This window comes from Arcobacter sp. ISO1, from assembly GCF_058105185.1.
On the sequence record NZ_CM176573.1, the window covers coordinates 2,163,495 to 2,187,709 of the forward strand.

The 24,215-nt window shown below is 26.7% G+C and carries 26 protein-coding genes and 1 tRNA gene; 19 read left to right on the forward strand and 8 right to left on the reverse strand.

Annotation, left to right across the window (positions count from 1 at the left end):
* Positions 1–6: 6 nt before the first annotated feature.
* Positions 7–294, reverse strand: a complete 288-nt coding sequence (locus AC2TY9_RS10725) for a hypothetical protein (RefSeq protein WP_489777451.1) — start codon at positions 292–294, stop codon at positions 7–9.
* Positions 295–560: 266 nt separating this feature from the next.
* On the opposite strand from AC2TY9_RS10725, the gene ectA reads away from it, so the two are divergent.
* From ectA to AC2TY9_RS10780, 11 genes are all read left to right on the forward strand, one after another.
* On the forward strand, positions 561–1,073 hold the full coding sequence (ectA, locus tag AC2TY9_RS10730) for a diaminobutyrate acetyltransferase (protein WP_489777452.1): 513 nt from the start codon (positions 561–563) through the stop codon (positions 1,071–1,073).
* Positions 1,060–2,340, forward strand: coding sequence for a diaminobutyrate--2-oxoglutarate transaminase (gene ectB, locus AC2TY9_RS10735; protein ID WP_489777454.1), 1,281 nt, complete (start codon positions 1,060–1,062; stop codon positions 2,338–2,340). Before ectA ends, ectB begins: the two co-directional genes overlap by 14 nt.
* Entirely contained in the window at positions 2,340–2,735 is a 396-nt protein-coding gene (locus tag AC2TY9_RS10740; RefSeq protein WP_489777455.1) for an ectoine synthase, read from the forward strand. The genes ectB and AC2TY9_RS10740 overlap by 1 nt, the downstream gene beginning before the upstream one ends.
* Before the next feature lie 42 nt (positions 2,736–2,777).
* Complete coding sequence (locus AC2TY9_RS10745) at positions 2,778–4,154, forward strand: aspartate kinase (RefSeq protein ID WP_489777456.1); 1,377 nt, start codon at positions 2,778–2,780, stop codon at positions 4,152–4,154.
* Positions 4,155–4,223: 69 nt separating this feature from the next.
* Complete coding sequence (locus AC2TY9_RS10750; protein ID WP_489777457.1) at positions 4,224–5,084, forward strand: tetratricopeptide repeat protein; 861 nt, start codon at positions 4,224–4,226, stop codon at positions 5,082–5,084.
* A gap of 70 nt (positions 5,085–5,154) precedes the next feature.
* Complete coding sequence (locus AC2TY9_RS10755) at positions 5,155–5,382, forward strand: DUF1104 domain-containing protein (protein ID WP_489777458.1); 228 nt, start codon at positions 5,155–5,157, stop codon at positions 5,380–5,382.
* The gene (locus AC2TY9_RS10760) at positions 5,379–6,050 is read left to right on the forward strand and encodes a response regulator transcription factor (RefSeq protein WP_489777459.1); all 672 of its coding nucleotides are present in this window, start codon (positions 5,379–5,381) and stop codon (positions 6,048–6,050) included. Before AC2TY9_RS10755 ends, AC2TY9_RS10760 begins: the two co-directional genes overlap by 4 nt.
* A 124-nt stretch (positions 6,051–6,174) precedes the next feature.
* The gene (locus AC2TY9_RS10765) at positions 6,175–7,200 is read left to right on the forward strand and encodes a sensor histidine kinase (protein ID WP_489777460.1); all 1,026 of its coding nucleotides are present in this window, start codon (positions 6,175–6,177) and stop codon (positions 7,198–7,200) included.
* Positions 7,188–7,517 carry a hypothetical protein gene (locus tag AC2TY9_RS10770; RefSeq protein ID WP_489777461.1) on the forward strand — a complete coding sequence of 110 codons (330 nt, stop codon included), beginning with the start codon at positions 7,188–7,190 and terminating at the stop codon, positions 7,515–7,517. The genes AC2TY9_RS10765 and AC2TY9_RS10770 overlap by 13 nt, the downstream gene beginning before the upstream one ends.
* An 83-nt stretch (positions 7,518–7,600) precedes the next feature.
* On the forward strand, positions 7,601–7,900 hold the full coding sequence (locus AC2TY9_RS10775) for a c-type cytochrome (RefSeq protein WP_489777462.1): 300 nt from the start codon (positions 7,601–7,603) through the stop codon (positions 7,898–7,900).
* Between the two features lie 40 nt (positions 7,901–7,940).
* Entirely contained in the window at positions 7,941–8,474 is a 534-nt protein-coding gene (locus AC2TY9_RS10780; RefSeq protein WP_489777463.1) for a glycine zipper 2TM domain-containing protein, read from the forward strand.
* Between the two features lie 28 nt (positions 8,475–8,502).
* On the opposite strand, the gene AC2TY9_RS10785 is transcribed toward AC2TY9_RS10780, so the two are convergent.
* Positions 8,503–9,333, reverse strand: coding sequence for a flagellin N-terminal helical domain-containing protein (locus AC2TY9_RS10785; RefSeq protein WP_489777464.1), 831 nt, complete (start codon positions 9,331–9,333; stop codon positions 8,503–8,505).
* A gap of 214 nt (positions 9,334–9,547) precedes the next feature.
* Here AC2TY9_RS10785 and AC2TY9_RS10790 point away from each other — a divergent pair, with 214 nt between their 5' ends.
* Complete coding sequence (locus AC2TY9_RS10790; protein ID WP_489777465.1) at positions 9,548–11,749, forward strand: EAL domain-containing protein; 2,202 nt, start codon at positions 9,548–9,550, stop codon at positions 11,747–11,749.
* 90 nt (positions 11,750–11,839) lie between these two features.
* On the opposite strand, the gene AC2TY9_RS10795 is transcribed toward AC2TY9_RS10790, so the two are convergent.
* From AC2TY9_RS10795 to AC2TY9_RS10810, 4 genes are all read right to left on the reverse strand, one after another.
* Positions 11,840–12,037, reverse strand: a complete 198-nt coding sequence (locus AC2TY9_RS10795; protein ID WP_489777466.1) for a hypothetical protein — start codon at positions 12,035–12,037, stop codon at positions 11,840–11,842.
* Positions 12,038–12,113: 76 nt separating this feature from the next.
* Positions 12,114–12,198: transfer RNA gene (locus tag AC2TY9_RS10800), tRNA-Leu, on the reverse strand.
* 140 nt (positions 12,199–12,338) lie between these two features.
* Positions 12,339–12,614 carry an HU family DNA-binding protein gene (locus tag AC2TY9_RS10805; RefSeq protein WP_489777467.1) on the reverse strand — a complete coding sequence of 92 codons (276 nt, stop codon included), beginning with the start codon at positions 12,612–12,614 and terminating at the stop codon, positions 12,339–12,341.
* Between the two features lie 118 nt (positions 12,615–12,732).
* Positions 12,733–13,308 (reverse strand): class II aldolase and adducin N-terminal domain-containing protein, encoded by a 576-nt coding sequence (locus AC2TY9_RS10810; protein ID WP_489777468.1) that lies wholly within the window; start codon positions 13,306–13,308, stop codon positions 12,733–12,735.
* Between the two features lie 86 nt (positions 13,309–13,394).
* Between AC2TY9_RS10810 and rsmH the strand changes: the two genes are divergently transcribed.
* The 4 genes from rsmH to AC2TY9_RS10830 are packed head-to-tail and all read left to right on the forward strand — an operon-like array spanning position 13,395 to position 18,402.
* Positions 13,395–14,297 (forward strand): 16S rRNA (cytosine(1402)-N(4))-methyltransferase RsmH, encoded by a 903-nt coding sequence (gene rsmH / locus AC2TY9_RS10815; RefSeq protein WP_489777469.1) that lies wholly within the window; start codon positions 13,395–13,397, stop codon positions 14,295–14,297.
* Positions 14,290–14,559 (forward strand): hypothetical protein, encoded by a 270-nt coding sequence (locus AC2TY9_RS10820; RefSeq protein WP_489777470.1) that lies wholly within the window; start codon positions 14,290–14,292, stop codon positions 14,557–14,559. The genes rsmH and AC2TY9_RS10820 overlap by 8 nt, the downstream gene beginning before the upstream one ends.
* On the forward strand, positions 14,556–17,648 hold the full coding sequence (locus AC2TY9_RS10825; protein WP_489777471.1) for an efflux RND transporter permease subunit: 3,093 nt from the start codon (positions 14,556–14,558) through the stop codon (positions 17,646–17,648). The genes AC2TY9_RS10820 and AC2TY9_RS10825 overlap by 4 nt, the downstream gene beginning before the upstream one ends.
* A gap of 4 nt (positions 17,649–17,652) precedes the next feature.
* Positions 17,653–18,402: a hypothetical protein gene (locus tag AC2TY9_RS10830; protein ID WP_489777472.1), complete on the forward strand. Its 750-nt coding sequence runs from the start codon at positions 17,653–17,655 to the stop codon at positions 18,400–18,402.
* Here the strand turns inward: AC2TY9_RS10830 and AC2TY9_RS10835 are convergent.
* Together AC2TY9_RS10835 and AC2TY9_RS10840 are read right to left on the reverse strand one after the other, a co-directional pair.
* Complete coding sequence (locus tag AC2TY9_RS10835) at positions 18,374–19,798, reverse strand: SDR family oxidoreductase (RefSeq protein ID WP_489777473.1); 1,425 nt, start codon at positions 19,796–19,798, stop codon at positions 18,374–18,376. The genes AC2TY9_RS10830 and AC2TY9_RS10835 overlap by 29 nt on opposite strands.
* Before the next feature lie 71 nt (positions 19,799–19,869).
* Positions 19,870–20,859: a hypothetical protein gene (locus AC2TY9_RS10840; protein WP_489777474.1), complete on the reverse strand. Its 990-nt coding sequence runs from the start codon at positions 20,857–20,859 to the stop codon at positions 19,870–19,872.
* A gap of 110 nt (positions 20,860–20,969) precedes the next feature.
* Between AC2TY9_RS10840 and rraA the strand changes: the two genes are divergently transcribed.
* From rraA to AC2TY9_RS10855, 3 genes are read left to right on the forward strand one after another with little or no spacing between them, the layout of a single operon-like run.
* Entirely contained in the window at positions 20,970–21,449 is a 480-nt protein-coding gene (gene rraA, locus AC2TY9_RS10845) for a ribonuclease E activity regulator RraA (RefSeq protein WP_489777475.1), read from the forward strand.
* Positions 21,450–22,016, forward strand: a complete 567-nt coding sequence (locus AC2TY9_RS10850) for a hypothetical protein (protein WP_489777476.1) — start codon at positions 21,450–21,452, stop codon at positions 22,014–22,016.
* On the forward strand, positions 22,006–24,207 hold the full coding sequence (locus AC2TY9_RS10855; protein WP_489777478.1) for a hypothetical protein: 2,202 nt from the start codon (positions 22,006–22,008) through the stop codon (positions 24,205–24,207). The genes AC2TY9_RS10850 and AC2TY9_RS10855 overlap by 11 nt, the downstream gene beginning before the upstream one ends.
* The last annotated feature ends 8 nt before the right edge of the window (positions 24,208–24,215 follow it).

The window sequence follows — 24,215 nt, forward strand, 5'->3', positions numbered from 1 at the left end:
AAGAAACTATTGAACTAGTTTCTCACAAATATCAAGTTTCATACCCTCATGATATTCACAATTTAATCCGCATTTGTAGTCACCTCTATCTGATAATCCAAGTTTTGAAAGCTCATTTTTAGAACCTTCTCTACATTCTTCTAAAGTTTTATAAACAGCAAGCTTTTTACTTCTTTTACTATTTTGTTTGTCAGGGAAGATTAATGCAGTCCATTCCTCTTTGTCATTTGCTCCACCTAAACATCCAGTAAATATAAATACTGCTGTAGCAGCCAATATAATTGTTTTCTTCATAATCCTACTTTAAATTTTTCAAAGATTGTATTATAACTTTCATTTAAAAAAACATAAAAAAAAAGAATATATTTACATACCATAAAATAAAATTAATTTTCACACAATAAATGTCTATTTTTTACACTATATTTGACTAATTTTATTTTATTTTAAGTTACGCTTGTTAATATACAAATCTTTAGAAAACATAAATTATGTAAAAATATTACATTTTAAATGTAAAAATATTACATCTTTTATGTCAAAAAAAATAAGGGTTTTTATTGGAAAAATTAGAAATATGTTTGAAAAAACCAAAAAAAAGTTTTTCAAAGATGATTTTCAATCTTGTTAAAAGTACTCAGGTTTTAGATGTAAATTCTGAATATCTATATCTACTTCAAACTACACATTTTGCGAAAACTTGTTCTGTTGCGATTTTAGATGAAAAAGTTGTTGGTTTTGTATCAGGATACAGATTACCTGATAAACCAAATACTCTTTTTATTTGGCAAGTTGCAGTAGATAGTAACTTAAGAGGTCAGAATCTAGCAAAAAAAATGATGATGAATATTTTAAAAAGAAAAGAAAATCATGACTTGAACTACATACATACTACGGTTTCACCAAGTAATAAAGCTTCAATTAGAGCTTTTGAAAAACTTTCAGGTGATTTAAAAACAAAAATGGTTTCTAAAAGCTTTTTTGAAAAAGAAGATTTTATTGATCAACATGAAGAAGAGGTTCTATATGAAATAGGACCATTTAAAATAAAGGAAAAAAATGAGAATATTTGAAAATCTTGAGTCAGAAGTAAGGGGTTATATTAGAAGTTTCCCAACAATATTTGAAACTTCAAAAGGAGCTATTTTAACTAATGAACAAGGTGAAGATTTTATTGACTTTTTTGCAGGAGCGGGTACTTTAAATTATGGACATAATAATGAACATATTTCAAAAGCTTTAATAGAATATTTACAAGGGAATGGAGTAGTTCATGGGCTTGATATGGCTACAAGTGCAAAAAAAGAGTTTTTACAAACTTTTCAAGACACAATCTTAATACCTAGAAATCTTGATTATAAACTTCAATTTACTGGACCAACAGGAACAAATGCAGTTGAAACGGCACTTAAACTAGCTAGATTAGTAAAAGGAAGATCAAATGTAGTTTCATTTACAAATGGTTTCCATGGTTTAACTCAAGGTTCATCTTCTGTGACTGGAAACAATGATTATAGAGATGAGAGTTATATTAGTAGATCAAATGTATCTTTTATGCCTTTTGATGGTTATTTTGGTGATATGAATACTATGGCTATTTTTAGAAAATTTTTAGAAGATAGTAGTAGTGGTTTAGATATCCCAGCAGCTGTTATAGTTGAAACAATTCAAGGTGAAGGTGGTATTAATGTTGCTTCAAAAGATTGGTTACAAGAACTTGAATCTATTTGTAGAGAGTATGATATTTTATTAATTATTGATGATATTCAAGTAGGTAATGGAAGAACTGGAGAGTTTTTCTCATTTGAATTTGCTGGAATAAATCCTGACATTGTAACTATCTCAAAATCTATTGGTGGTGGTTTGCCAATGGCGCTTGTATTATTAAAGCCAGATTTAGACCAGTGGAAACCAGGTGAACATACAGGTACATTTAGAGGAAATAACTTAGCTTTCGTTGCAGCAAGAGTTGCAATTGAACAATATTGGCAAAATGATGATTTATCAAATGCAGTTAAATATAAAGAGAAACTTTTAAAAGATAATTTACAAAAAATTGCAGATAAATATAAAGACACTTTCGAAGTTGAAGTAAGAGGTAGAGGAATGGCATATGGATTTGAAATCAAAGGTGACAATTCTGTTGCTGGTGAGATATCAAGTTATGCCTTTGAAGAAAAATTAATTGTTGAAACTTGTGGTAGTGAAGATCAAATTGTTAAATTTTTACCTCCATTAATTATTGATGAAGAGACTTTATTAGAAGGTTTAAAAAGATTAGATACTGCAATTGCAAAATTAGTAGCAGATAAAAAAGAAAAATTAACTGGAGAGTTTTAATGATTGTAAAAGATATTAACAAAGATGTAATAGGAACAGATAAAGAAGTATTTGCCGAGGGTGGACAATGGATTAGTAGAAGAATGCTTTTAAAAGATGAGGGTATGGGATTTTCATTTCATGAGACTATTATAAAAGCAAATACAAAAACTCATATCCACTACCAAAATCACTTAGAAGCAGTTTATTGTGTTTCTGGGAACGGAAAAATTGAAGATTTAGGAACAGGAAAGACTCACGAAATTTATGATGGTGTTATGTATGCACTTAATAATCATGATGATCATAACCTTTATGGTGGAAGTGAAGATATGAGACTTATTTGTGTCTTTAACCCTCCAATTAAGGGAACTGAGCACCATGATGAAAATGGAGTTTATCCTTTAGAAAACTAATTGAGAAAAAATTAAGTTATAAAAATAAATAATAGGATTCAAATGAATATTGATATAAAAGTTTGTAAATTTGGCGGAAGTTCTGTAAAAAATGCTATACAGATTAAAAAAGTGCTAGATATTATAAACTCTGATGAAAGAAGAAAAGTAATAGTTGTCTCCGCCCCAGGTAGAGATGAAAAATATGATGAAAAAATCACTGATCATTTACTAAATATTGCAACTGATGGTGAACATTTTTTTTCAAGTAAAATTGCTATTACAGTAAAACAAAGTCATCAAGTTATTATTGAAAAATTTGAAAAATTATGTATTGATTTAAATATTGATAAAAAACTAATAATTGATGATTTAAAAAAGGATTTAGAAAACAAAACTTTTGAAGGTTTAAAAAAAGAGGCTTTTTTCTTATCACGTGGAGAACACTATAATGCAAAGATAATCTCTACTTTTATGAAAAATAGTGGACTAAATATTAAACTAATGTTACCTGAAGATTTTGGTTTTATTTTAGATGATAATTATTGTGATGGAAAAGTTTTACCTCAAACGTACCAAAATATAGAAGAGAAATTTATCCTTGATAATGGTGAGATTTTTATTGTCCCAGGTTTTTATGGAATAACTAATGAAAATGAAATAGCAGTTATGAGTAGGGGAGGTTCTGATTTAACAGGTGGAGAACTAGCTTACGCATTAGATGCTGATATTTATGAAAATTGGACAGATACAGATGGTGTTTATGAAGTTGACCCTAGAATAATTAAAGGGGCAAATGTAATACCTAGACTTACATTTAAAGAATTAAGACTTTTAAGTTCAAAGGGTTTTAATGTTTTTCATTTTAATGCAATGTTAAATTGTAAAAAAAGTAAGATTCCAATTAATATTAGGAATACAAACAATCCTGAAAATGAAGGTACTTTGATTTTAAGTGAAAGAGTTCCTATGGAGGATTTAGTTGGTATTGCAAAACTTGATAATATGGCAGCAATCCACATTCAAAAAGATATGTTGGGTGATGAGATTGGCTTTACAGCTGAACTTTTAAAAATCTTTGGTGAGTTTAATATAAACACCCATCACTACCCAACTGACAAAGATGATATATCTATATTAGTTGAACAAAAAGATTTAGAGGGAAATATAAATAATTTAAGAAGACAAATAGAAAAAAGATTAAAGACAAGTTGTATTTATGTAAAATATAATATCTCTATAATTACATTAGTAGGTATTAGATTAAAAGAAAATGCTTTTTCTATTGTTGATGCTATAACTGCACTTAAAGAAAACAACATATATTTTGATATGTTTGATATGAGTCCGTCTAAAATCTCATTTCATATTGGTGTTGCACAAAATGTTGCTGATGCAGCTTTGGAATGTTTACACAAAAAACTTCTTAAAATAGGCTAGATATTACTTTGAACTAATGAGAATATTAGTATTATTCCATTTCAATTGTTTTAAAAAATAAGGAAAGAAATGAAAAAATTACTACTTTTAGTTCTTGTTAGTTCACTTTATTTGTTCGCTAATATAAAAAATGTTGAAAATGAAGAAAATCTAAAAGAAAAAATAAATACCATCGAAAAACCTCTATATACGCCTTTTGTAGAAAATTATATTTTAAATGAGATTAAACAATTACGGGAAGAGAATAGAAACTTAAAAGTTGATATGCATAAAACCTTGGCTAAAAAAGAGATTGAGATGTCTACAAATGTAATTAACTATGCAACATCTACTATAAATAATATGTTTTATATTATTGCAGCTGCCAGTTCTATTTTAGTGATTATTGGATGGAGTTCAATTAAAGATATTAATGAAAAAATTAGAAATATGGTTGATGAAAAAACTTCAAAAACAATCCAAAAATATGAAGAAAAAATGGCAGGTTTTGAGCAAGACCTAGCAAAAAGAGCAAGACAAGTTAAACACAATGAAAATGAAATCAAGATTATGAATTCTATTCACTCTTTATGGCTTAGAGCTTCACAAGAAACTACGCCTACTGGTAAGATTGAAGCCTACGATGAGATTTTAGATATTAGACCAAATGAGGTTGAAGCTTTAATTTATAAAGCTGATGCTGTATTAGATATAGGCGAAGCAAACTGGTCTTTAAATCTTGCAAATCAAGCCTTACTTATAGATAAAAACTATCCAAGTGCATATTTCCAAAGGGCAAAAGCATATTCAGTTTTAGAGTATGAAGATAATGCAATTGATGACTTGCAAAAAGCGATTGAATTAAATGAAGAGTATGCAACTAAAATAGAAACTGAAGAGGAGTTTATAGGTCTTTTAAATAATGAAAGAGTAAAAGAAATGATTGTATAAATCTTTAGAATTTACGATTCTTCTACAATTAATATGGTATCATTACAAAAATAATATTTTAGAGTAGACTATGAAAAAAATTTTAGTAACAATTTTAATATCAGTTTTTTTATCTCCCCTTTATGCAGTTGATTATTCAGAAATGAGTACTCAAGAGTTAATAGTAATTATGGGATATGTAAAAAAACAAAATGAAGATAAATTTAAAAAAGAACTTAAAGAAAGAGTTCCCACTATGAATGCCAAAGAAAAGGCAAAATATCAAGAAAATCTAAAAAAATTGAAAAGTAAAAAATGAAAACTAGATTATTACTCCTTGAAGATGATTTAACATTAAGTGAAACTGTAGTTGATTATTTCGAAGAACAAGGCTTTGACGTAACTGCTGTATATGATGGCGATGAAGCAAACGATGTTATCTATGAAGAGAAATTTGATATATTTTTACTTGATGTTAATGTTCCATCTTTAAATGGTTTTGAACTACTAAAATCAGTTCGAGAACAGGGTAATACAACTCCAGCTATATTTATAACCTCATTAAACTCAATGAACTCTTTAGAAGAGGGCTTTAAAAGTGGTTGTGATGATTATATTAGAAAGCCCTTTGAGTTAAAAGAACTTTTACTTAGGGTACAAACTATTATAAAAAGAGAGTTTTCTAAAAATAAAGAAACAATTATAAATCTTAGTGAATCAGTTACTTTTGATACAAATACTAATGAAGTGAAAAAAGATGGGGAAGTTGTAGCTTTAAACTTTAAAGAATTAAAGCTTTTGAAGTTTTTTCTTCAAAACCAAGATGAGTTATTGGTTCACGATAGAATATATGATTTTGTTTGGGATTATGATGAAGAGCCAAGTGATAACTCCCTAAGAACCTATATTAAAAACTTGAGAAAAGTGTTAGGAAAAGATAAAATTGTTAGTCTTAAAAAGCTTGGATATAGATTTAACTCAAAGTGAGAAGAAAACTCTTCTTAGCTTTTTATCTTTATATTCATTTTTCACAATTGTAATTTTATTCTTTATATCATTCTTATATTTTTCATTTCAAAAAAATTTAATGCTTCAGGAAAAAAGAGTTTTGATGCAGGAGTATTCAAACGATTTTATCTTTAGATTAAAAGATTTACATATTAATTTTGATAAATATAAATTTTATCCTAGAGATGAAAGATACAATTCTGCTATTTATGATAGTGATAGAACCTTGATATTTTCAACCTTAAAGTCAAAAGATGTTCATCTTGATGAGATAAGCTATATTAGCAATAAAAAAATACATTTTATAGAAGAACCTGAATCTTACTATTTAGGAGCAAAATATGTTGTTTTGGAAATTCCTGATGATGGACTTTGGCTTGAAGTATTAAAAAAAGAGATATTTATTTTTGTGGTCGTTGCATTTTTCTTTATGACTGTACTTGGATATTTTTTACTTAGGGTTTTTCTAAAGCCAATGAGGGATGCTTTACACCTTTTAGATAGATTTATCAAAGACACAACCCATGAGCTAAATACTCCTATTTCTGCAATTATTACAAATGTAGAGATGATTAATACTAATAATTTAGATGAAAAACTATCAAAAAAAATAAAACGAATTGATATTGGAGCAAAAACAATATCAAATATATATGAAGATTTGACATATTTAACTTTGGATAATAAGATTATTTCACAAAATGAAAATTTAGATTTAAGCAAAATAGTTCATCAAAGGTTAGAATACTTTAAAACTCTTGCAGATGTTAAAAAAATAGAACTTATTGAAAATATTGAAGATGATGTAATCATTTTTTGTGATATCAAAAAAATCTCTAAACTTATCGATAATCTTTTGTCAAACGCTATTAAATACAATAAGGTAAAAGGCTTCATAAAAGTAACACTTACAAAAAAATCTTTGATTGTAGAAGATAGTGGAAAGGGTATGACTGAGAGCCAAGTTGAACAACTTTTTGAAAGATATATGAGATTTGATAAAAGTGTAGGTGGCTTTGGAATAGGTTTAAATATTGTTTCTATGATTGCAAAAGAGTATAACTTTAAAATCAATGTAGAATCAAAGATTAAAATTGGTACCAAAATGGAGCTAATATGGGAAAATTAATTTTAGTATTTTTTCTTTTTTTAGGAATAGGTTTTTCTGATGTTTATGAAAATAATTGTGTATCTTGTCATAAAAAACAACCTGTTTCAATTGATAAATACTTTTATAGATATCTTTTAAAATATAGCAGTCAAAGAAGTGTAAAAGAAGCGATGACTAGTTTTTTAAAGAATCCTAATAAAAACACGACTATTATGCCAGAGGCCTTTATAGAAAGATTTGGAATAAAGAAGAAAACAAAATTAACAGAAAAAGAGCTAAAAGAGGCTTTAGATATCTATTGGGAAAAATACAAAGTATTTGGAAAACTACAATAAATAGATTAAACTTTTAAATCATTCACAATCGATTCACAATTAATTTTTATACTTCTCCTATAAATAAAATATAGGAGTACAAAATGAAAACAACAAGAATTTTAGCAGGAATTGCACTTTTAGGTTTAACTTCACTTTTTGCAAATGATGGAGCAGGATTATATCAATCATGTGCAGCATGTCATGGATTAAATGCTGAAAAAGCAGCTTTAGGTAAATCTCAAGTTATAAAAGGTTGGGATGCATCAAAAATTGAAACAGCATTAAAAGGATACAAAGATGGATCTTATGGTGGAGCAATGAAAGGTGTTATGAAAGGTCAAGTTGCAAGACTTTCAGATGATGACATTAAAGCATTAGCTGCTTATATATCAAAAATGTAAAAAAGGTTCCTTTAAATAGGAACCTCTCAAAGGATTTATTATGTTGAAAAAAATAGTTTTAACTGGATTACTTTTCATATCATCTTTATATGCAGGAAGTGATAGATTTCATGATTTTGCAAAGGTTTCATACTCTGAACCAATTTATGATTATGTTTATGATAGAAAATCTCACAGAGAATGTAAAGAAGTAAGTTATAAAGTTAGAGATGATAGATATTATTCAGATTATGATGATAATTTAGGTGTAGATACACTTATAGGAACAGCTGCAGGTGCAGTAATAGGAAGCCAAATTGGGAAAGGTAATGGTAGAGTTGCTGCACAAATTGTTGGTGGATTATTAGGTGCAAAAGTTGCCCATGAAATTAGAAATAATTATAGACCAAATGATAGATATGATGATAATTACAGATATGAAACAAGAACTGAGTGTTATGATAAACCATCAAGGGCTAAAAGAAAAACTATCACAGGATATAAAAACTATTTTGTTTATAATGGAGTAGAACATTATAAAATTTCAAATAGACCAATGAGAAAAGTTAAAGTTACCCACACAATCAATTTTTAAACCTAAGTTTGTAAACTTAGGTTTAATTTTATGATAATAATCTTGTTACCATAGCTTGATTGATATTGTTTGATTGCGCCATCCCATAAGCTCCAATTTGAGCTAAAATATTTTGTTTACTAAAGTTAGAAACCTCTTGCGCGTAATCAATATCTTGAATTATTGATGAAGCAGCACTTGTTTGTGTAAACTCAGAAATTAAATTTCTTGATGTACTTTGAAGCTGATTTTGTACTGAACCTATATCATTTCTAAATGAACCTACATTATCAATTGCATTATCTAAGTTTTCTAAAAAATCCCTTGCTGTTTGAGATGTAAATGTAGTTGGGTCTTGATTTAACAATTCATCTAGTCCTACACCAGTAGTATTAGACTGAATTGATTGTGTATCAATTAAACTATCAGAATCCTCACCTGCTTGAATTTGTAAACTTGATGATGCACTTGTATCACTTGAACTATTCTGTAAAAGTGTTTCACCATTATAGTTTGTACTACTAGCAATGTTATTGAAGTTTTCCAAAAGTCCTTGTATGTCATTTAGTAATGATTCTCTACCTTCTTGAGAAGTAGTATCTGTAGATGCTTGTAGAAGCTTTTGTTTTACTTCATCCAAGATTTCAGATTGATTTGTTAATGCTCCATCAGAAATTTGTAGTGCTGCTAAACCACTATTAACATTATCTATTGATTGCGAAATTCCACTTGATTGCACTTGTAGGTTTTGTACAATTGATAAGGCTGAAGCATCATCAGAAGCACTATTTAATTCTATACCAGTTGTAATTCTATTTAAAGCTTGATTTGCATTTAAATAAGGGGTTTGATTATTCTGAATATTGTTGTTTATTTCCAAAATATCCTCCTTTACAATCTTTAATTAATCTTAATACTTATTTAATTAAAAAATTATTAATTATAAAAACTACATTGTTTTAATCTATAGCTAGATTATCTCTTATAGATTTGACTTTAAACTCATTTTAATATAAAATAAAGTTATGTATAATTTTTCATATAAAATAAAAATTTTAATTAGTTATTTTTTTATAATTTTAATAGTTCTTTTTTTGCTAATTAATTTGTTTATCGTAACAGACTCATCTGATGTTGGAAATATATCACAGAAAAATATGCATAATAAAGCATTAGAAAGAGAAAAGTATTTTCATAGTTTTTTTAAACCATATTTTAGTTCAATAAGAGCAGTTACTAGAAATCAAAATTTAAAAAATTCTCTTAGTCATGATTTAGACTATACTTATATTCAAAATTATTTTATTAGTATTCAAGAATCACTAAGTGCACTTAGACAAGTTAAGTACTTAGATTTTGATGGAAATGAGATTATTCGAGTAGACTCTTCTGTTTTAAATTCTAATGATAGCTTAAATAAGATAATTGATAAAGTTCCTCAAAATAAGTTGCAAAATAACAATAAAACTCAATACTTTAAAAAGTTTGTAAAGCTAAATAAAGATGATGTTGGTATTTCAAAAATTGAATTAAACAAAGAGTTTGGCAAAATAACCTTGCCAAAGCAACCAGTAATTAGATTTGCTATGATTTTAACTGATAAGGATAATAATAAAAAAGGTATTCTTATTTATACTATTTGTTTAAGAGGATTATTTAAAAATTTAGATGAAACAGTTTTATATCATACACATTTAGTTGATAAAAATGGTTCTTTTTTAAGTCATCATATGCCAGGTTATGGACTTATTGGTAAAAATATGAATTATACATTGCATAATGAATTTCCAAAAAATGCTAATAAAGCTTTATCAAGTGATAATTATTATTTAAAAAATTTTTATTCTTTTAAAATACGTAATTTTAACAATGGACAAAATATTAAGTTGGTTTTAGAACCAAAGTTTTTAAAAGAGGTAAAAAATACAAAAAAAACACAAAACTATTTTTTATGGTTAAGTATATTATTTAGTATTTTACTTTTACCTATAATAATTTATTTTGCAAAATTACCTGATTTTTTGAGAGATAAAGCAAATAAGGATCAAGAACATGACAAATTAACAGGTTTACCAAATAGAGTTGCCTTAGTAAATGATCTAATAAATAAAAAATTTCCTAGTTCCACAATTGTAATATTAATATCAATCAATAATTTACTTAAGATACAAAGTACTTATGGATACAAAATTTCAGATGAAGTGGTGAAAAATTTTCATAAAATGTTAAAGTCATTAAATGAAGAAAATATTTTAAAGATATACTCTAATAATTACAATACATTTACAATAAATTTGCAATATACAGATTATGGTTCTTTTAAAGATTTTATTAATTTTTTAACAGATAATCTTGAAAGTTGTTCTTTTAGCTTAAATAATGAAGAATTTGATTTCCTTTTAGATATCACCTTAGGTATTAGTAATCCTCATAAATTAAATTATGACATTGAGGAATTAAATGAAGCAGAAAATGCTTTAGAAATAGCATTAAGTAAAAATAAACCATATAGTATTTTTAACGCAGAACATAATGAAAGTATAAAAACAAATAAAGATAATATTCAATTAGCAAGAAAAATTAAAAATGCAATAGAAGATGATGGCTTAGTTCTTCATTATCAACCAATTTTTAATAATCTAAGTAAAAAAATAGATAAATATGAGTGCTTAGCAAGAATTAAAGATAAAGATGAATTAATTTATCCAGATACATTTTTACCAATATCTAAACAAATAAATAAATACAATAATTTATCTTTTTTAATAATTGACAAGGCTTTTGATTATTTTAAAGATAAAAATATTGAGTTTTCTATAAATCTAAGTATATTGGATATTACAAATATGGATTTACAGAAATATTTGTTTGAAAAAATTGAAGAATTTGATATAAAAGATAGATTAGTTATCGAAATAGTTGAGCAAGAGGGCATTGCAAACTACGCGGAGTTTATTAGTTTCTTGGAAAAAGTTAGAGAATATGGTTGTAAAATAGCTATTGATGATTTTGGTAGTGGGTATTCAAATTTTGATTATATTATTAAAATGAGTGATTATATTGATTATATTAAAATTGATGGTTCATTGATAAAAGGTATAAGTAAGAATGCAAAAACCCAATTACTTGTTGGAACAATAAAGTTTTTATGCGATACTTTATCAATTAAGGTAATTGCTGAATTTATAGAAGATAAAGAAACCTTTGAATACATAGATAGCATGGGCATTACATACTCCCAAGGCTATTATGTTGGTGAACCTCAAGATAAATTAAAAGAGGTAAATAATGGATGATTTTAATAAATGGTTTGATGCAAATATGAGTAGAATTATATGGATTCTACTAGCAATTCAAGCAATTGCTGTTTCAATATCAAGTTTTAATTAATCTGTAGTTATTGCTCGATAAGCTTTATTAGTTTTATCTTCAATAAACTCTCCAGCATCACCATTGTAATCATTTTCAATCTCATCAGCTACATATACTCCACCAACAACAGTCCCCGTTACTAATAGTGCTGTAACACATCCAGAAAGAATAAAACTAAGTAAAATAATAAAAAATAAATTAATGATTTTCATGTTAATTAACCTCAAAAAAAGTAATTGATTATAACAAATATTTACTTTTAATTATAAGAATTGTGTTTATTAGTTGTGGTACCGCTAGTCGGACTTGAACCGACAAGACCTAAGTCACCGGATTTTGAATCCGGCGTGTTTACCAATTTCACCATAGCGGCACCTAATAAATTAAGGATGAAATTTTATCCGTTATTTAATTAATTTATGTTTAATTTCTAAAAATTAAACAAATTAGAGATTAAAAAAGGGCCTATCAAAAGATAGACCCTTTTTTATGTTTATATGAAGAAGTAAGTAATTACTTAGCTACTGCTTCTTTTAAAGCTTTACCAACTTTGAATTTTGCTACAGTTGTTGCTGGTACACTAACAGTTTTGTCAGTTCCCGGAACTTTTGCAGTTCTCTCAGCTCTATCAGCAGTACTAAAAGTACCAAACCCGATGAAACTAACAGTTTCTCTTTTTACTAAAGTCTCAGTAATAGTATCTAATACAGCGTCAACTGCACCTTTAGCATCTTTTTTAGATAAACCAGCCTTTGCTGCAACTGCATCAATAAATTCAGCTTTGTTCATAGAAGAACTCCTTGTGTAAGATTAAAATATCAGTAAACTTTATAGTATATTTCCTTTGAAATAGCTAAAACTAGGGGCTTGCATAACTTATTTTCTGTAAATATAGAGAAATTTGTTATTAATAAGAAGATTTTATACTTAAAAGTCTGCAAGAGTTCTCTAAAATTGCTACTCTTTTAACTAAATTGTTAATGTCTCTATCATATACATATGTTCCAATTCCTCTGATTATCATAACATGATTGTTTGTTTCTTTAAGGTATTTAGTAATCTCTAAAGCATTTCTATCATACCAATTATCAAAGTTACCAGGATTATAAATATTGATTTTCCCAAAGGTAGTTTTTCCAAAATAATCTTCAAATATAATTTCATCGTGATCAAAGGTATAAGCTGTTGTATAAATAGGAACTCCAAAGGCAATATATTTTGCTTCGTGAATATTAGTATAAATAGTTGAATGTATATCTGATTCAATACTTGCAATATTCCATCTATAATCTTTTTTATTCATGGTTAGTTTACAAAATGATCTTTCATCCATTTCATCAAAAATTGCATCTGATGTATTTATTACAAATGAGTTATGGTCAACTTTTGCAGATATTGCACCATGATATATTCCAAAGAAATTTTTTCTAAACATAGTTAGAGATAAATTGGAAAGAAGTTTTACAGTATTTGGATCAATCATTATTAAAAAACCTTAAATAAAATTTTGGGTAGAATATTATATCAAATAGCAATTAAAATACTAAATTGCTTTAAAAGGCTTAATGAATGGAAATACCACATATTCCAGTACTCTTTAATGAAGTTCTGGAAACTTTTAGTGAAACTAATGAAGGATATATTATAGACTGTACAACTGGTTATGCGGGGCATAGTATCGGTTTGATAGAGCAAAATGAAAATATTCAACTAATTTGTAATGATCAAGATGAAGAGGCATTATTATTTTCTAAAAATAGATTAGAACCTTATAAAAAAAGAGTTTTATTCAATCAAGGAAACTTTGAACACGTAATTGAAACCTTTAGAGGCTTTAATATAAAAGGAATTTTAGCAGATATTGGTGTATCATCTTTACAACTTGATAAAAATGAAAGGGGTTTTGGCTTTGATAGTGATACCCTTGATATGAGAATGGATCAAACAAAACCCTTGGATGCTTCAGTTGTGGTAAATACTTACTCTCAACATGAATTAGAAAGGGTTTTTCATGATTTAGGAGAAGTAAGAGAATATAAAAAAGTTGCTTCTTTAATTGTTAATAATAGACCATTTTCTTCAGCTAGAGAGCTTGCAGATTTTTTAGCAAAAAAAATGTCTAAGGGTAAAATTCATCCAGCTACATTGCCTTTTCAAGGTATAAGAATTGAAGTTAATGATGAACTTGGAGTATTAGAAAGACTTTTCGATTCTATCGAGACGAATAAACCAAAAGATTGTATTATTGCAATTATTTCTTTCCACTCTTTAGAAGATAGGATTGTAAAAAACTATTTTAAAAAATGGAGCAAATCTTGTATCTGCCCAAAAGATGCTTTTAAATGTACTTGTGGAAATAATCACTCTTTGGGAAAAATCATAACAAAAAAACCAATAGTTCCTACAAAAGAAGAGATAAAGCAAAACCCAAGAAGTAGAAGCTCAAAATTAAGGGTTTTTAAATTTGACTAGATTAAATGCAAAAAATTCAATACTTATTGTTTTAGGTATTTTATTAATTGCTTTGATTCTATTTATACCTAAATTATATATTATGAATAATATATATTATAAAAGTAAGGATATAAACAAATTATATGCCCATTATATTTCATTAAAAGAGGAAAACAAATTCCTTGCTCAGCAATTAGAGGATATGAAATTTAAAAACCAAGTTGAAGATTCACTTTTAATTTATTCTATTGAAGAAGCAAACGGAACAAAAATCAAATGATAAAGACAATAATAGAGTTTGGACTAAGAAAGCCAATACTAAACCATTTTTTACTTTTTTTTATTTTTATATTATCGGTATTCGCATATTTTCAAATCCCAAAGGAGATATTCCCACCATCAAATATGGATGCGGTTACAATAACTGGAACTTACTCAGGAGCAAGTTCTGATTTACTTGACAAAATTGCAGTTGAGGATATTGAAGATGAACTTTTAAGTGTAAGTGAAGTAGATAAAATCACATCTGTTATTAAAAATGGATATTTTACTATAACTGCTGAATTAAAGCAGGGGGAAGATTCAAATTTAGTTGTAGATGATATAAAAGATATTGTTACTAAAGTTAAAACTAACTTGCCCTCAGATATGGATGAGCCAACAGTTAAAACGTTGGTTCATAATTTTCCTTTGATTACTGTGGCTGTTTATTCAAAGAATAATGCATCAAAAGAAGAATTATTAGATATTGCTGATGATGTGAAATCAAAAATACAACAATTAAAAGATTTAGAAAATGTAAGTGTATTAGGGAAAAGTGACAAAGAACTACATATTATATTTAATGAAGCTAAAATTGAAGCTTTTAATCTATCTAATACAGCTGTTATAAGTGCAGTTCAATCATTAAGTACAATATTTCCTGTTGGAATTATTAAAGATACTTCAAAACACTATTATTTAAGTACTTTTAATGGTGAAAAAGATGTTAAAAATATTAAAAATACAATAATAAAAGTAGGAGATACAAAACTTAGGATAAAAGATATTGCAGATATTACTTATACATATGGGGATGTTCAAGATAAGTCTCACTTTAATGGTGAAAGAAATGTCGCTGTTAGTATTAGTAAAAGTGAAGAGGGTGATGCAATTGATTTAGTAAAACAAATCAAAGAGATTACTAAAGAGTTTGAAAAGCAATATACAAATGTACAATTTGATACATATATTGATACTTCTATTTGGGTTAAAAATAGGCTTAATACAGTAGTTTCAAATATCTTATTTGGTCTTATGCTTTTATTTATTGCATTATTGTTATTTATTAATATAAGGATTGCCTTAGTAATTGCAATAGGTATTCCAACCTCCTTTATGATAGGACTTATTTCTGCAGATGCACTAGGATATAGTTTAAATATGTTATCCCTCCTTGGAGCACTAATTGCGTTAGGGATGTTAGTTGATGAAGCGATTGTTGTTGGAGAAAATATTTATAGACATATGGAGATGGGTAAAGATAAATATGAGGCTGCACGTGATGGTGCAATGGAGATGTATCCAGCTGTTTTAACAGCAACTGCTACAACAATATTTGCATTTTTACCAATCTTACTTATGACAGGTCAAACTGGTAAATTTATGCAAATCTTGCCAATAATGATATCAATATTATTACTAAGTTCTCTTATTGAAGCATTTTTCTTTTTACCTTTACATGCAAATCAGCTTTTAACTGTTAGTCATGAAGATAGAAAATCCCATAAGGTTTGGGATTTTAATAAAAACCTATATAGAAATATTTTATCTTATTTATTAAAAGGTAGATTCTTTGCATTGATAATTTTTGTATTTTTAATATTCGCATCAACTTTTATACTTATTAAATCTTCAAAATTTCAATTTTTACCAGATTTTGATTCTACACAGATTTATATAACTGGTTCTGTTGGCGTTGGTAAAAAGATTGAACAAACTGAGCAAACAGTTTTCAAATTGGAAAAACAACTTTTAAATACACTTGATTTTAAAACAGAGATTCAATCAATTAGTTCTGTTACAGGTATGAAGCTTGATGGACAAAATCAGCCACAGTATGAAGAATTTTATTTTCAGATATTTGTTAATTTGTATGAAAGAGCACCACAAAATAGTTTTGAAAAATATATTAATCCATATCTTTCACCTAAATATGATGATAAAGATATGATTAGAAGTAATAGTGCTCAAGATATTGAAAAAATGGTTAAAGAGAAATTACAAAAATATATAAATTCAGATGATTTTGATGAGTTAAAAGTGTTTGTACCAAAGGCAGGAATTGTAAAAAATGACTTAGAGTTAGCAGTTTCAGGTGATGATAAAGAGGTTAAAAAAATCGCACAAATACTTGAAAATGAATTATCTAAGATAAAAGGTATTTCCAATATTGCTGATGATTCGTTAACTGGAAATTATGAACTGAAATTTAAAGTAAATGCATATGGTTATGAACTAGGTTTCTCAGAAGAATCAATATTAAATGAACTTAGACCTTTATATTTTAAAGGTACTTATTCAAAAATGTTTGATGATAAAGGTATTATTGATATTGTATTTAAAAGTAAAAATAAAGATGAATTAAAATCTTTAAATTCTTTTGAGGTTACAGTTCCTGGCACTAATCAAAAAGTATTATTATCTCAAGTTGCTGATTTTATTAAAGTACCTGCTTACTCACAAATTTTTAAAGAAAACAATAAAAGAATTACAAGTGTAACAGCATCTTTTACGGATACAACTTCTAGTGATGTTTTTGAAAAATTAAATCCTGTATTAGAAGAATTAAAAACTAAAACAAGTGTAAATATTGATATAAAAGGTGAGCAAGAAGAGAATGAAAAAGTAAAAAAAGAGATGCTTCAAGCTGCTTTAATGGCTATCATTTTAATCTTTATTGCTTTAGTATGGATGTTTGATTCTATGATTAAACCACTTATTATAATTAGTACTATCCCTTTATCTATTCTAGGTGTTTATTTTGGACATTTTATTATGGGTGTAAATATTACAATGCCAAGTTTAATTGGTATGGTTGGACTTGCAGGTGTAATTGTTAATGATGGTATTATTATGATGGACTTCATTAAAAGAGCCAAAAACCTAGAAGAGTTAAAAGATTATGCTGTATTAAGACTTAGACCTATTTTATTAACTTCTATTACTACGGTTTTAGGTTTAAGTACTTTGATATTTTTTGCTTCAGGTCAAGCTTTGATTTTACAACCTATGGCTTTATCATTGGGATATGGAATATTATGGGCAACAATTTTAAATCTTTATTATGTACCAATGGTATATAGACTTATTTATTTAAGAAAAAGTTGATCTTATGCAAGATAGATATGCCGCTGATATAGGAGATTTTGGTAAGTTTCATTTATTAAGAACATTATTTAATCATAATAGTTATAAACTAAAACAAATTTGGTATATGTATCCAGATGAATCACACAATAGTGATGGTATGTATATCAATTATTTTGATAAAGTAAAAGGCAGTGATTTAAATTTAGAGGGCTCTTTTAAAGAGCTTGTTAGTGGTAAAAGAAGTGTAAAAGCCTTGGAGAACTTAAACCTTTTACCTAACTGCGAATATTTTTCAAAGTATGTAAATGAGAATGGAAAAGATAGATTAGATTTTAGAAAAGAGTGGTTTTTAGAGGTACTAAGGTTCTCGAAAAATGCTGATTTCATCTTTGTTGACCCAGATAATGGTATTGCAACAAAGGTAAAAAAAGAAGAAAAGGATATAGACCTATTAGGTTTTGATAATTTTTCAAAAAAGGCAAAAGCAGGAAAGTATATTTTTCTTGATGAGATAGAACAGTTATATAGTGTTGGAAGATCAGTTGTTGTTTATCATCATTTAAACCGTTCAATGTCCCACGATAATCAAATTAAAATTATAAAAGAAAAGCTTGAAAATAAGTTTTTTAAAGTTATTGCCATAAAACATAAACCATATTCTCCAAGGGTTTATTTTTTTATTTTAAAAGATAAGTATATTCACTATTTTTCTAAAAATGCCCTTTGGGAATTTCATAAAAACTTTAGTCATCATTGGCAGATTTTTTTATAATGGAATCTATCATATTATTAAAAACTAAATAATGAATTGGAATTAAACTATACCAATACAATCTACCAAAAACACCTTTTGGATAATAATAAGCTGATTGAATTAATTTATTATCTTCAATTTTAAACTCTAACCAAGCAAGACCTGGAAGTTTCATTTGAGCAAAAAGTAAAAGTCTTTCATTCTCTTTAATATCAACAACTTTCCAAAAGTCTAATGATTCACCAATTCTTAGATCATTTTGGCTTCGTCTTCCCCTTTTTAATCCAACTCCACCAATTAACTTATCTAGAACACCTCTAATCTCCCAAAGAAAATCATAGGCAAACCAACCATTTTTACCACCTACTGAAATAAAACTTTTGTATATAGCTTCTTTGTTGATATTATTTATTATTCTTTCTTTTCTATCTACAAAAATTGCATCAGCTATCTCTTGAGTATGATTTTTCTCCCAGATTCTTCCACCTGTATCACTCCATCTACTAATAACTTGATTTGATTTTATCTCTTTAATCGCTTTTTTTACAGCTTCTTTATAACTTATTGGCTTTATATTTGGAAAATATTTTTTGGCATTGTCATTTTGAATTACAACTTCAGATTTTAAGCCCTCAATTAAAGCTTTCGCAACGGTAAATTGAACAGGAGTAAAAAGGTTTAACCAGTAAGATGAAAGTGTAATTGATAAAAAAGGTAAGGGGATTATAATTCTTTTCAAGTCAAGTGCTTGGGCAGTTTGAATCATCATATCTTTATAGGTTAATTGTTCACTTCCAATATCTACGATTAAATTTTCTTTTGATTCTAAATCTATTGATTGTTCTAAATAGTTTAATACATCATCCACACCTATTGCTTGTGTTTTTGTATAAACCCATTTTGGTGTAGTCATAATAGGAAGTTTTTCTGTTAAATTCCTAATAATCTCAAAGCTAGTACTTCCAGAACCAATTATAACACCAGCTCTTATCCAAATAGTTTGCACTTTTTTAGATAAGCTAAGAACTTCACCTGTTTCAATTCTACTTAAAAGATGCTCACTGGTATTTTCATTTTTTACACCTAATCCTCCAAGGTATATTACTCTTTTTACCCCGCATTTTTCTGCTGCTTCAATAAAGTTTTTAGCAGAGATTTTGTCTAAATCTTTATAGTTTTTATTATTTAGTGAATGAATTAGATAAAAGGCCGTATCTACCCCTTGCAAAGCAGTTTCAAGTTTTTCTTTATCAAAGGTATCCCCCTCAAAAATTTCAAAACTATTTAAAGTTAAGTTTGAGTGTGATTTTTTATTTCGTACAAAAATTTTTAAGTCTATATCATCTCTATTTGATAGTCTTTGTTTTAATCTTCTTCCAATATATCCTGTTGAACCTGTTAACAAAACTTTCATGATAAATCCTTATTTTTTTTAAGTTTACCATTAGTAGTAATATCTTGGTATCTACTTTTTGTACTTTAATACTAGTTTTTAATCAATTGAGATTTTGCTTTTGAGTTATTATATGAATTTACAGATACTCTTTCAATAGCTTTATTAATCAAGATTAAATCCTCACTATTAGAACAAATATCTTTTGCTTCTAAATAATATTTTCTAGCTTTTATAAATAAACTTTGATTTTCGTAAGTTAAAGCCAAATTATATAAAACCTCATAAGAGTTTGAATTTAATTGTTCATTTAAAATAATAAGCTTTTCTTGCGCAATATTGGTAAGGTTTTTTTCTAATGATTCTACAATATTTTCAAAACTTTTATGAATTCTCTCTGGATAGTTGTCATTATTAAGTTTTGAAAAGAATTCAATCTTTGTATATGAATAATGGGGTGATATATCATTAATAGCCCTTGATGCTATCTGTTTTGCTATTTCAAGGTTCATAGGGTTAGTTGAGTTATTTTTCACTCTATCTACATTTAAAAAATATTGAGTAAAAAATCTTCTTTTATAGTTACAATCTATATTTTGTCTATGTCCTTTATATATTTTAGAAAAAAGAGTAGTCTCATTATAATCTAAAACATCAATTTTAGTTTGCACATAATAGTCTTTTCTTTCACATGGGATTTTAATTCTTTTATATGCTAAACATTTATTTGTTCTTTTCCCATCTTTGTATTCAAATCTAACACATCTAGAGTAATCTACATCATCTTCATAATAATAACTAAAATGTATAGATGAATTTAAAACCTCTCCTGTAATTATTGCGTCAATATTTTCATATGTCGGGCTAAGAGTAAAAACTCTTTTATTTTCAACTATTTTATTGACAAGTTGCTCTTCCAAATAATTTGTTTGATTAATATTATCGTTTGTAAAATCTTCTAGAATCACATCATGGACTCTGATGTTAGAGATTTGCGATGGCTGTAAAGACTTTATAGTAACTGTTTTATTAGAACAGCCTAATAAAAATAGTGTTAGAAATAAAATAAAATATATTTTCATCTTTCTCTCTTTTGTTTTTTTATATTTTAAAAGTTTATTGTATAGAAAAAGTGATTTTAATAACATTTTAGAGATAATTGAAGCTTAAAAAATAAATAAGGATATATTATATGGAATTTTTTACAGCTGATATTTGTGATGAACATGCAGATAAAGTTCATGTCTTAGACAATGAATTTAAAAATTATGGTGCTAAAGATAAAATTTGTGGAACAGTAGTAACTCTAAAGCTTGATAAAAATAATAGTGAGTTGATTAAACTTTTAAGAGATGAAGATGGAACAGGAAAAATTGTTGTTGTTGATGTTGAAGAGGAGTATTATGCTGTTGTAGGTGATAACTTGATGAAGTTTGCTCACAATAATAACTTTGAAGGGATAATTGTAAATGGTTATATAAGAGATACCTTTCAAATAAAAGATATTCCTGTTGCACTATTTGCTAGAGGAACTTGTCCAAGAAAATATATACCTGTAACTGAAGGTCAAAGAAATATTGAATTATCTTTTTGTGGTGTACAGTTTAATGATGGTGATTATATCTATGCTGACACAGATGGAATTATCCTTTCAAAAGAAAAAATTGTTTAAATGTATATCTTTGGCTTTGGTTCTTTAGTAAACATAAATAGTGCTCAAAAATCTTTTAAAAGAAAACTGAAAAATAGTGATTTTATTCCAGTTGAAGTAAAGGGTTTTAAAAAGGTTTGGAACTCTATTGAACATGTGATTTTTGAAGGTGAAGAAAAGATTACTGATGCAGTTTTTTTAAACTTAGAAAAAGATACAAATGAGTCAACTAATGGTGTTTTACTTAAAATTACAGGTGAAGAGTTTGAGTTTTTAAAGCTTAGGGAAAAGAATTATTCATGTATACAAATTGATTCTATTAAAGGTTTTAAAACAGATGAAAAGATTTTTACTTTTATGACTACAAACCCTGAAAAAGTAGCGCATAGTTCAAATCAAAAAGCTTTTATCCCTAAAAAGTATATTAAACTTTTGGAAGATGGTTTAGAACCATACTCGAAAGAGTTTAAAGAAGAATTTATAAAATCATATTCAAATTTCCCTTTTTCAATAAAAGATGGAAACTATATTTTTAGTGATCCTATTCAAAATAAATTTGCAAAAGATGGTTTAAAAGATGAAAAGTAAATCGACTATTATAAGTGGAGATTTAAATAAGTTTAGTAGAAAAACTAAAGATAATTCAGTAATCAAAAAAAATGAAAATGGCATTGAAATTACATATTTTGATACAGATAGTTTAGATGATTTTGAATCCTCTTTAAATAGTGTGTGTGGAAATTCATCATCTTTTTATAGGTTTAGAAAAAAAATATCAACACTTTTTTTAAGTGTTATTTCTGTTATTATTATCCTTTTTGCTTTAATCTCTTCTTCTTTATATGAAGACATGTTCAAAAAAATCTTATTTGAAACACCATTTAATATGGGTTTTGATGATTATATCTCACTTTTTTTTGTTTTAATTTTCTTTTTTGGTCTTTTAATGATGCCTTCAATATTAGAAGGTGAAAGCAGTCAATTAAAAGATGGTTTACAATCATGGTTTAATAAAGATACAAGAAGATTAAAACGGCTTCAAGTTGCTTTACTAGAACTAAATAGAAAAACTTCAGTAAATATTTATAATATTGATATTCTTGAAAAAAACCATTGGATGAACCGTTTAATTATTCCAACTTTACTAAAAAACTTTGATGAAGTCAATTTCTATGTTAGAAATGATTTAAAAAAAGTTCTTGCAAGTAGACTAAAAAAACTTGGTGTAGATGAGATAAAATTTGAAAATATAAAAAATGGAAAATTTGATTGTGATATTGAACTCTTGTTATCTTCAAAGGAAAAAAACCTTTATTCTTTGATGCATTTAAGCTCAACTAAGTTTATTACAAATAGTAAATGTCAAAAAACTTTTATCTCTTTGGAGTTATTTGAATATTGTGGTAGAAACTTTTTTGATAATAAAAATGATTCAAATATTTTAATTTCAGGTTTTCAAAATTTTATAAATAGAAGTTTTGATGATTTTAAATTTGTAAAGCAGGAAAAATCTGCACAAATATATTTTTTAAATATTGTAAAAACTAAAGATTTAGAGGATGAAAAAAGAAGACTATCTTACTATCTAAGAAACCATATAGAAGAGTGCTTAGAGTATTTTGATAATCCTATCTCTTTACTTATTTTATATTATTATGTAAAAGATGTAGTTTTAGATGATAAAAGAACCATAGCAATTTTACAAAAACTTATTCTTGCAATAAAGAATAAACAACAATACTCATTGATTGATAATTATTGGTTTGATATAGCTGGTGAAATGTTTGATCCACAGCAGATTGAAAACTTTGAATTAACAAACAATTCCATATATAGAAAATTATCAATTAAATCTTTAGCTGATTTAAAATTTTTATTTGAAAGAAATGGTTACTTCCAACAAGCATTATTGATCTCTCAATACCTTTTTGAAATAAACCCAAATAAATACGCTGTTGATATTAGTTCTTTATATGAAAGAATGGGAGATTTTAATAAAGCATATGAAACTTTACCAGAAAATATTGTTTCAAAAAGAGATAATAAAATAGAAGAGATAGAAGTAAAATTTCTACAAAGAAAATCTTGGATTATTGTTTCAAAAAGAGATGAAGAGAAAAAACAAGAGGGATTAAAACTATTAAAAGAGTTAGAAAGTTTATTGTATTCTCATAATTATGATAATGAACCTATTTGGTTATGGCATTATTATAATATTAAAGCCAACTATTGTGAATGGAATGAAGATTATGAAAATGCAATAGAAAACTATAAAAAGTGCTTAGCAATACCAAATCTTGGAGATTTTGAGTATGGTGGAACTTTTATTAATATGTCTATTTCTTATAGGTTAAAATTTATTTTTGAAAATTTAATAAATATTCAAACAATAGATAAATCTATACATATGGGAAATATTGGGCTATTATTAAAAACTTCAGTTGGAGATAGAGATGAAATGCCAGTTGTTCTTCATAACCAAGCATTGAATATCTTATATAAATCTTTAGTTGTTGATGAGAAAAAGTGTTTGGAAACAGTTGATAAACTAACTTTGGAAGCAATTGAAATTTTAGATACTACAAATTCAATAAAAAGATTAGGTATTTTACTTTGTGAAAATATTATTGCTAATATATTATTAGAAAAACCAACTGAAAATTTAATGATTAGATTGAAAAAACATATAAATTTAGTAGATACTTACGAAAAAAATCAAATAGATTGTTTAATTGAAAAGTTTGTTAAAAAAGGTAAAATTCAAAATATAAATTTATAAATTAACAT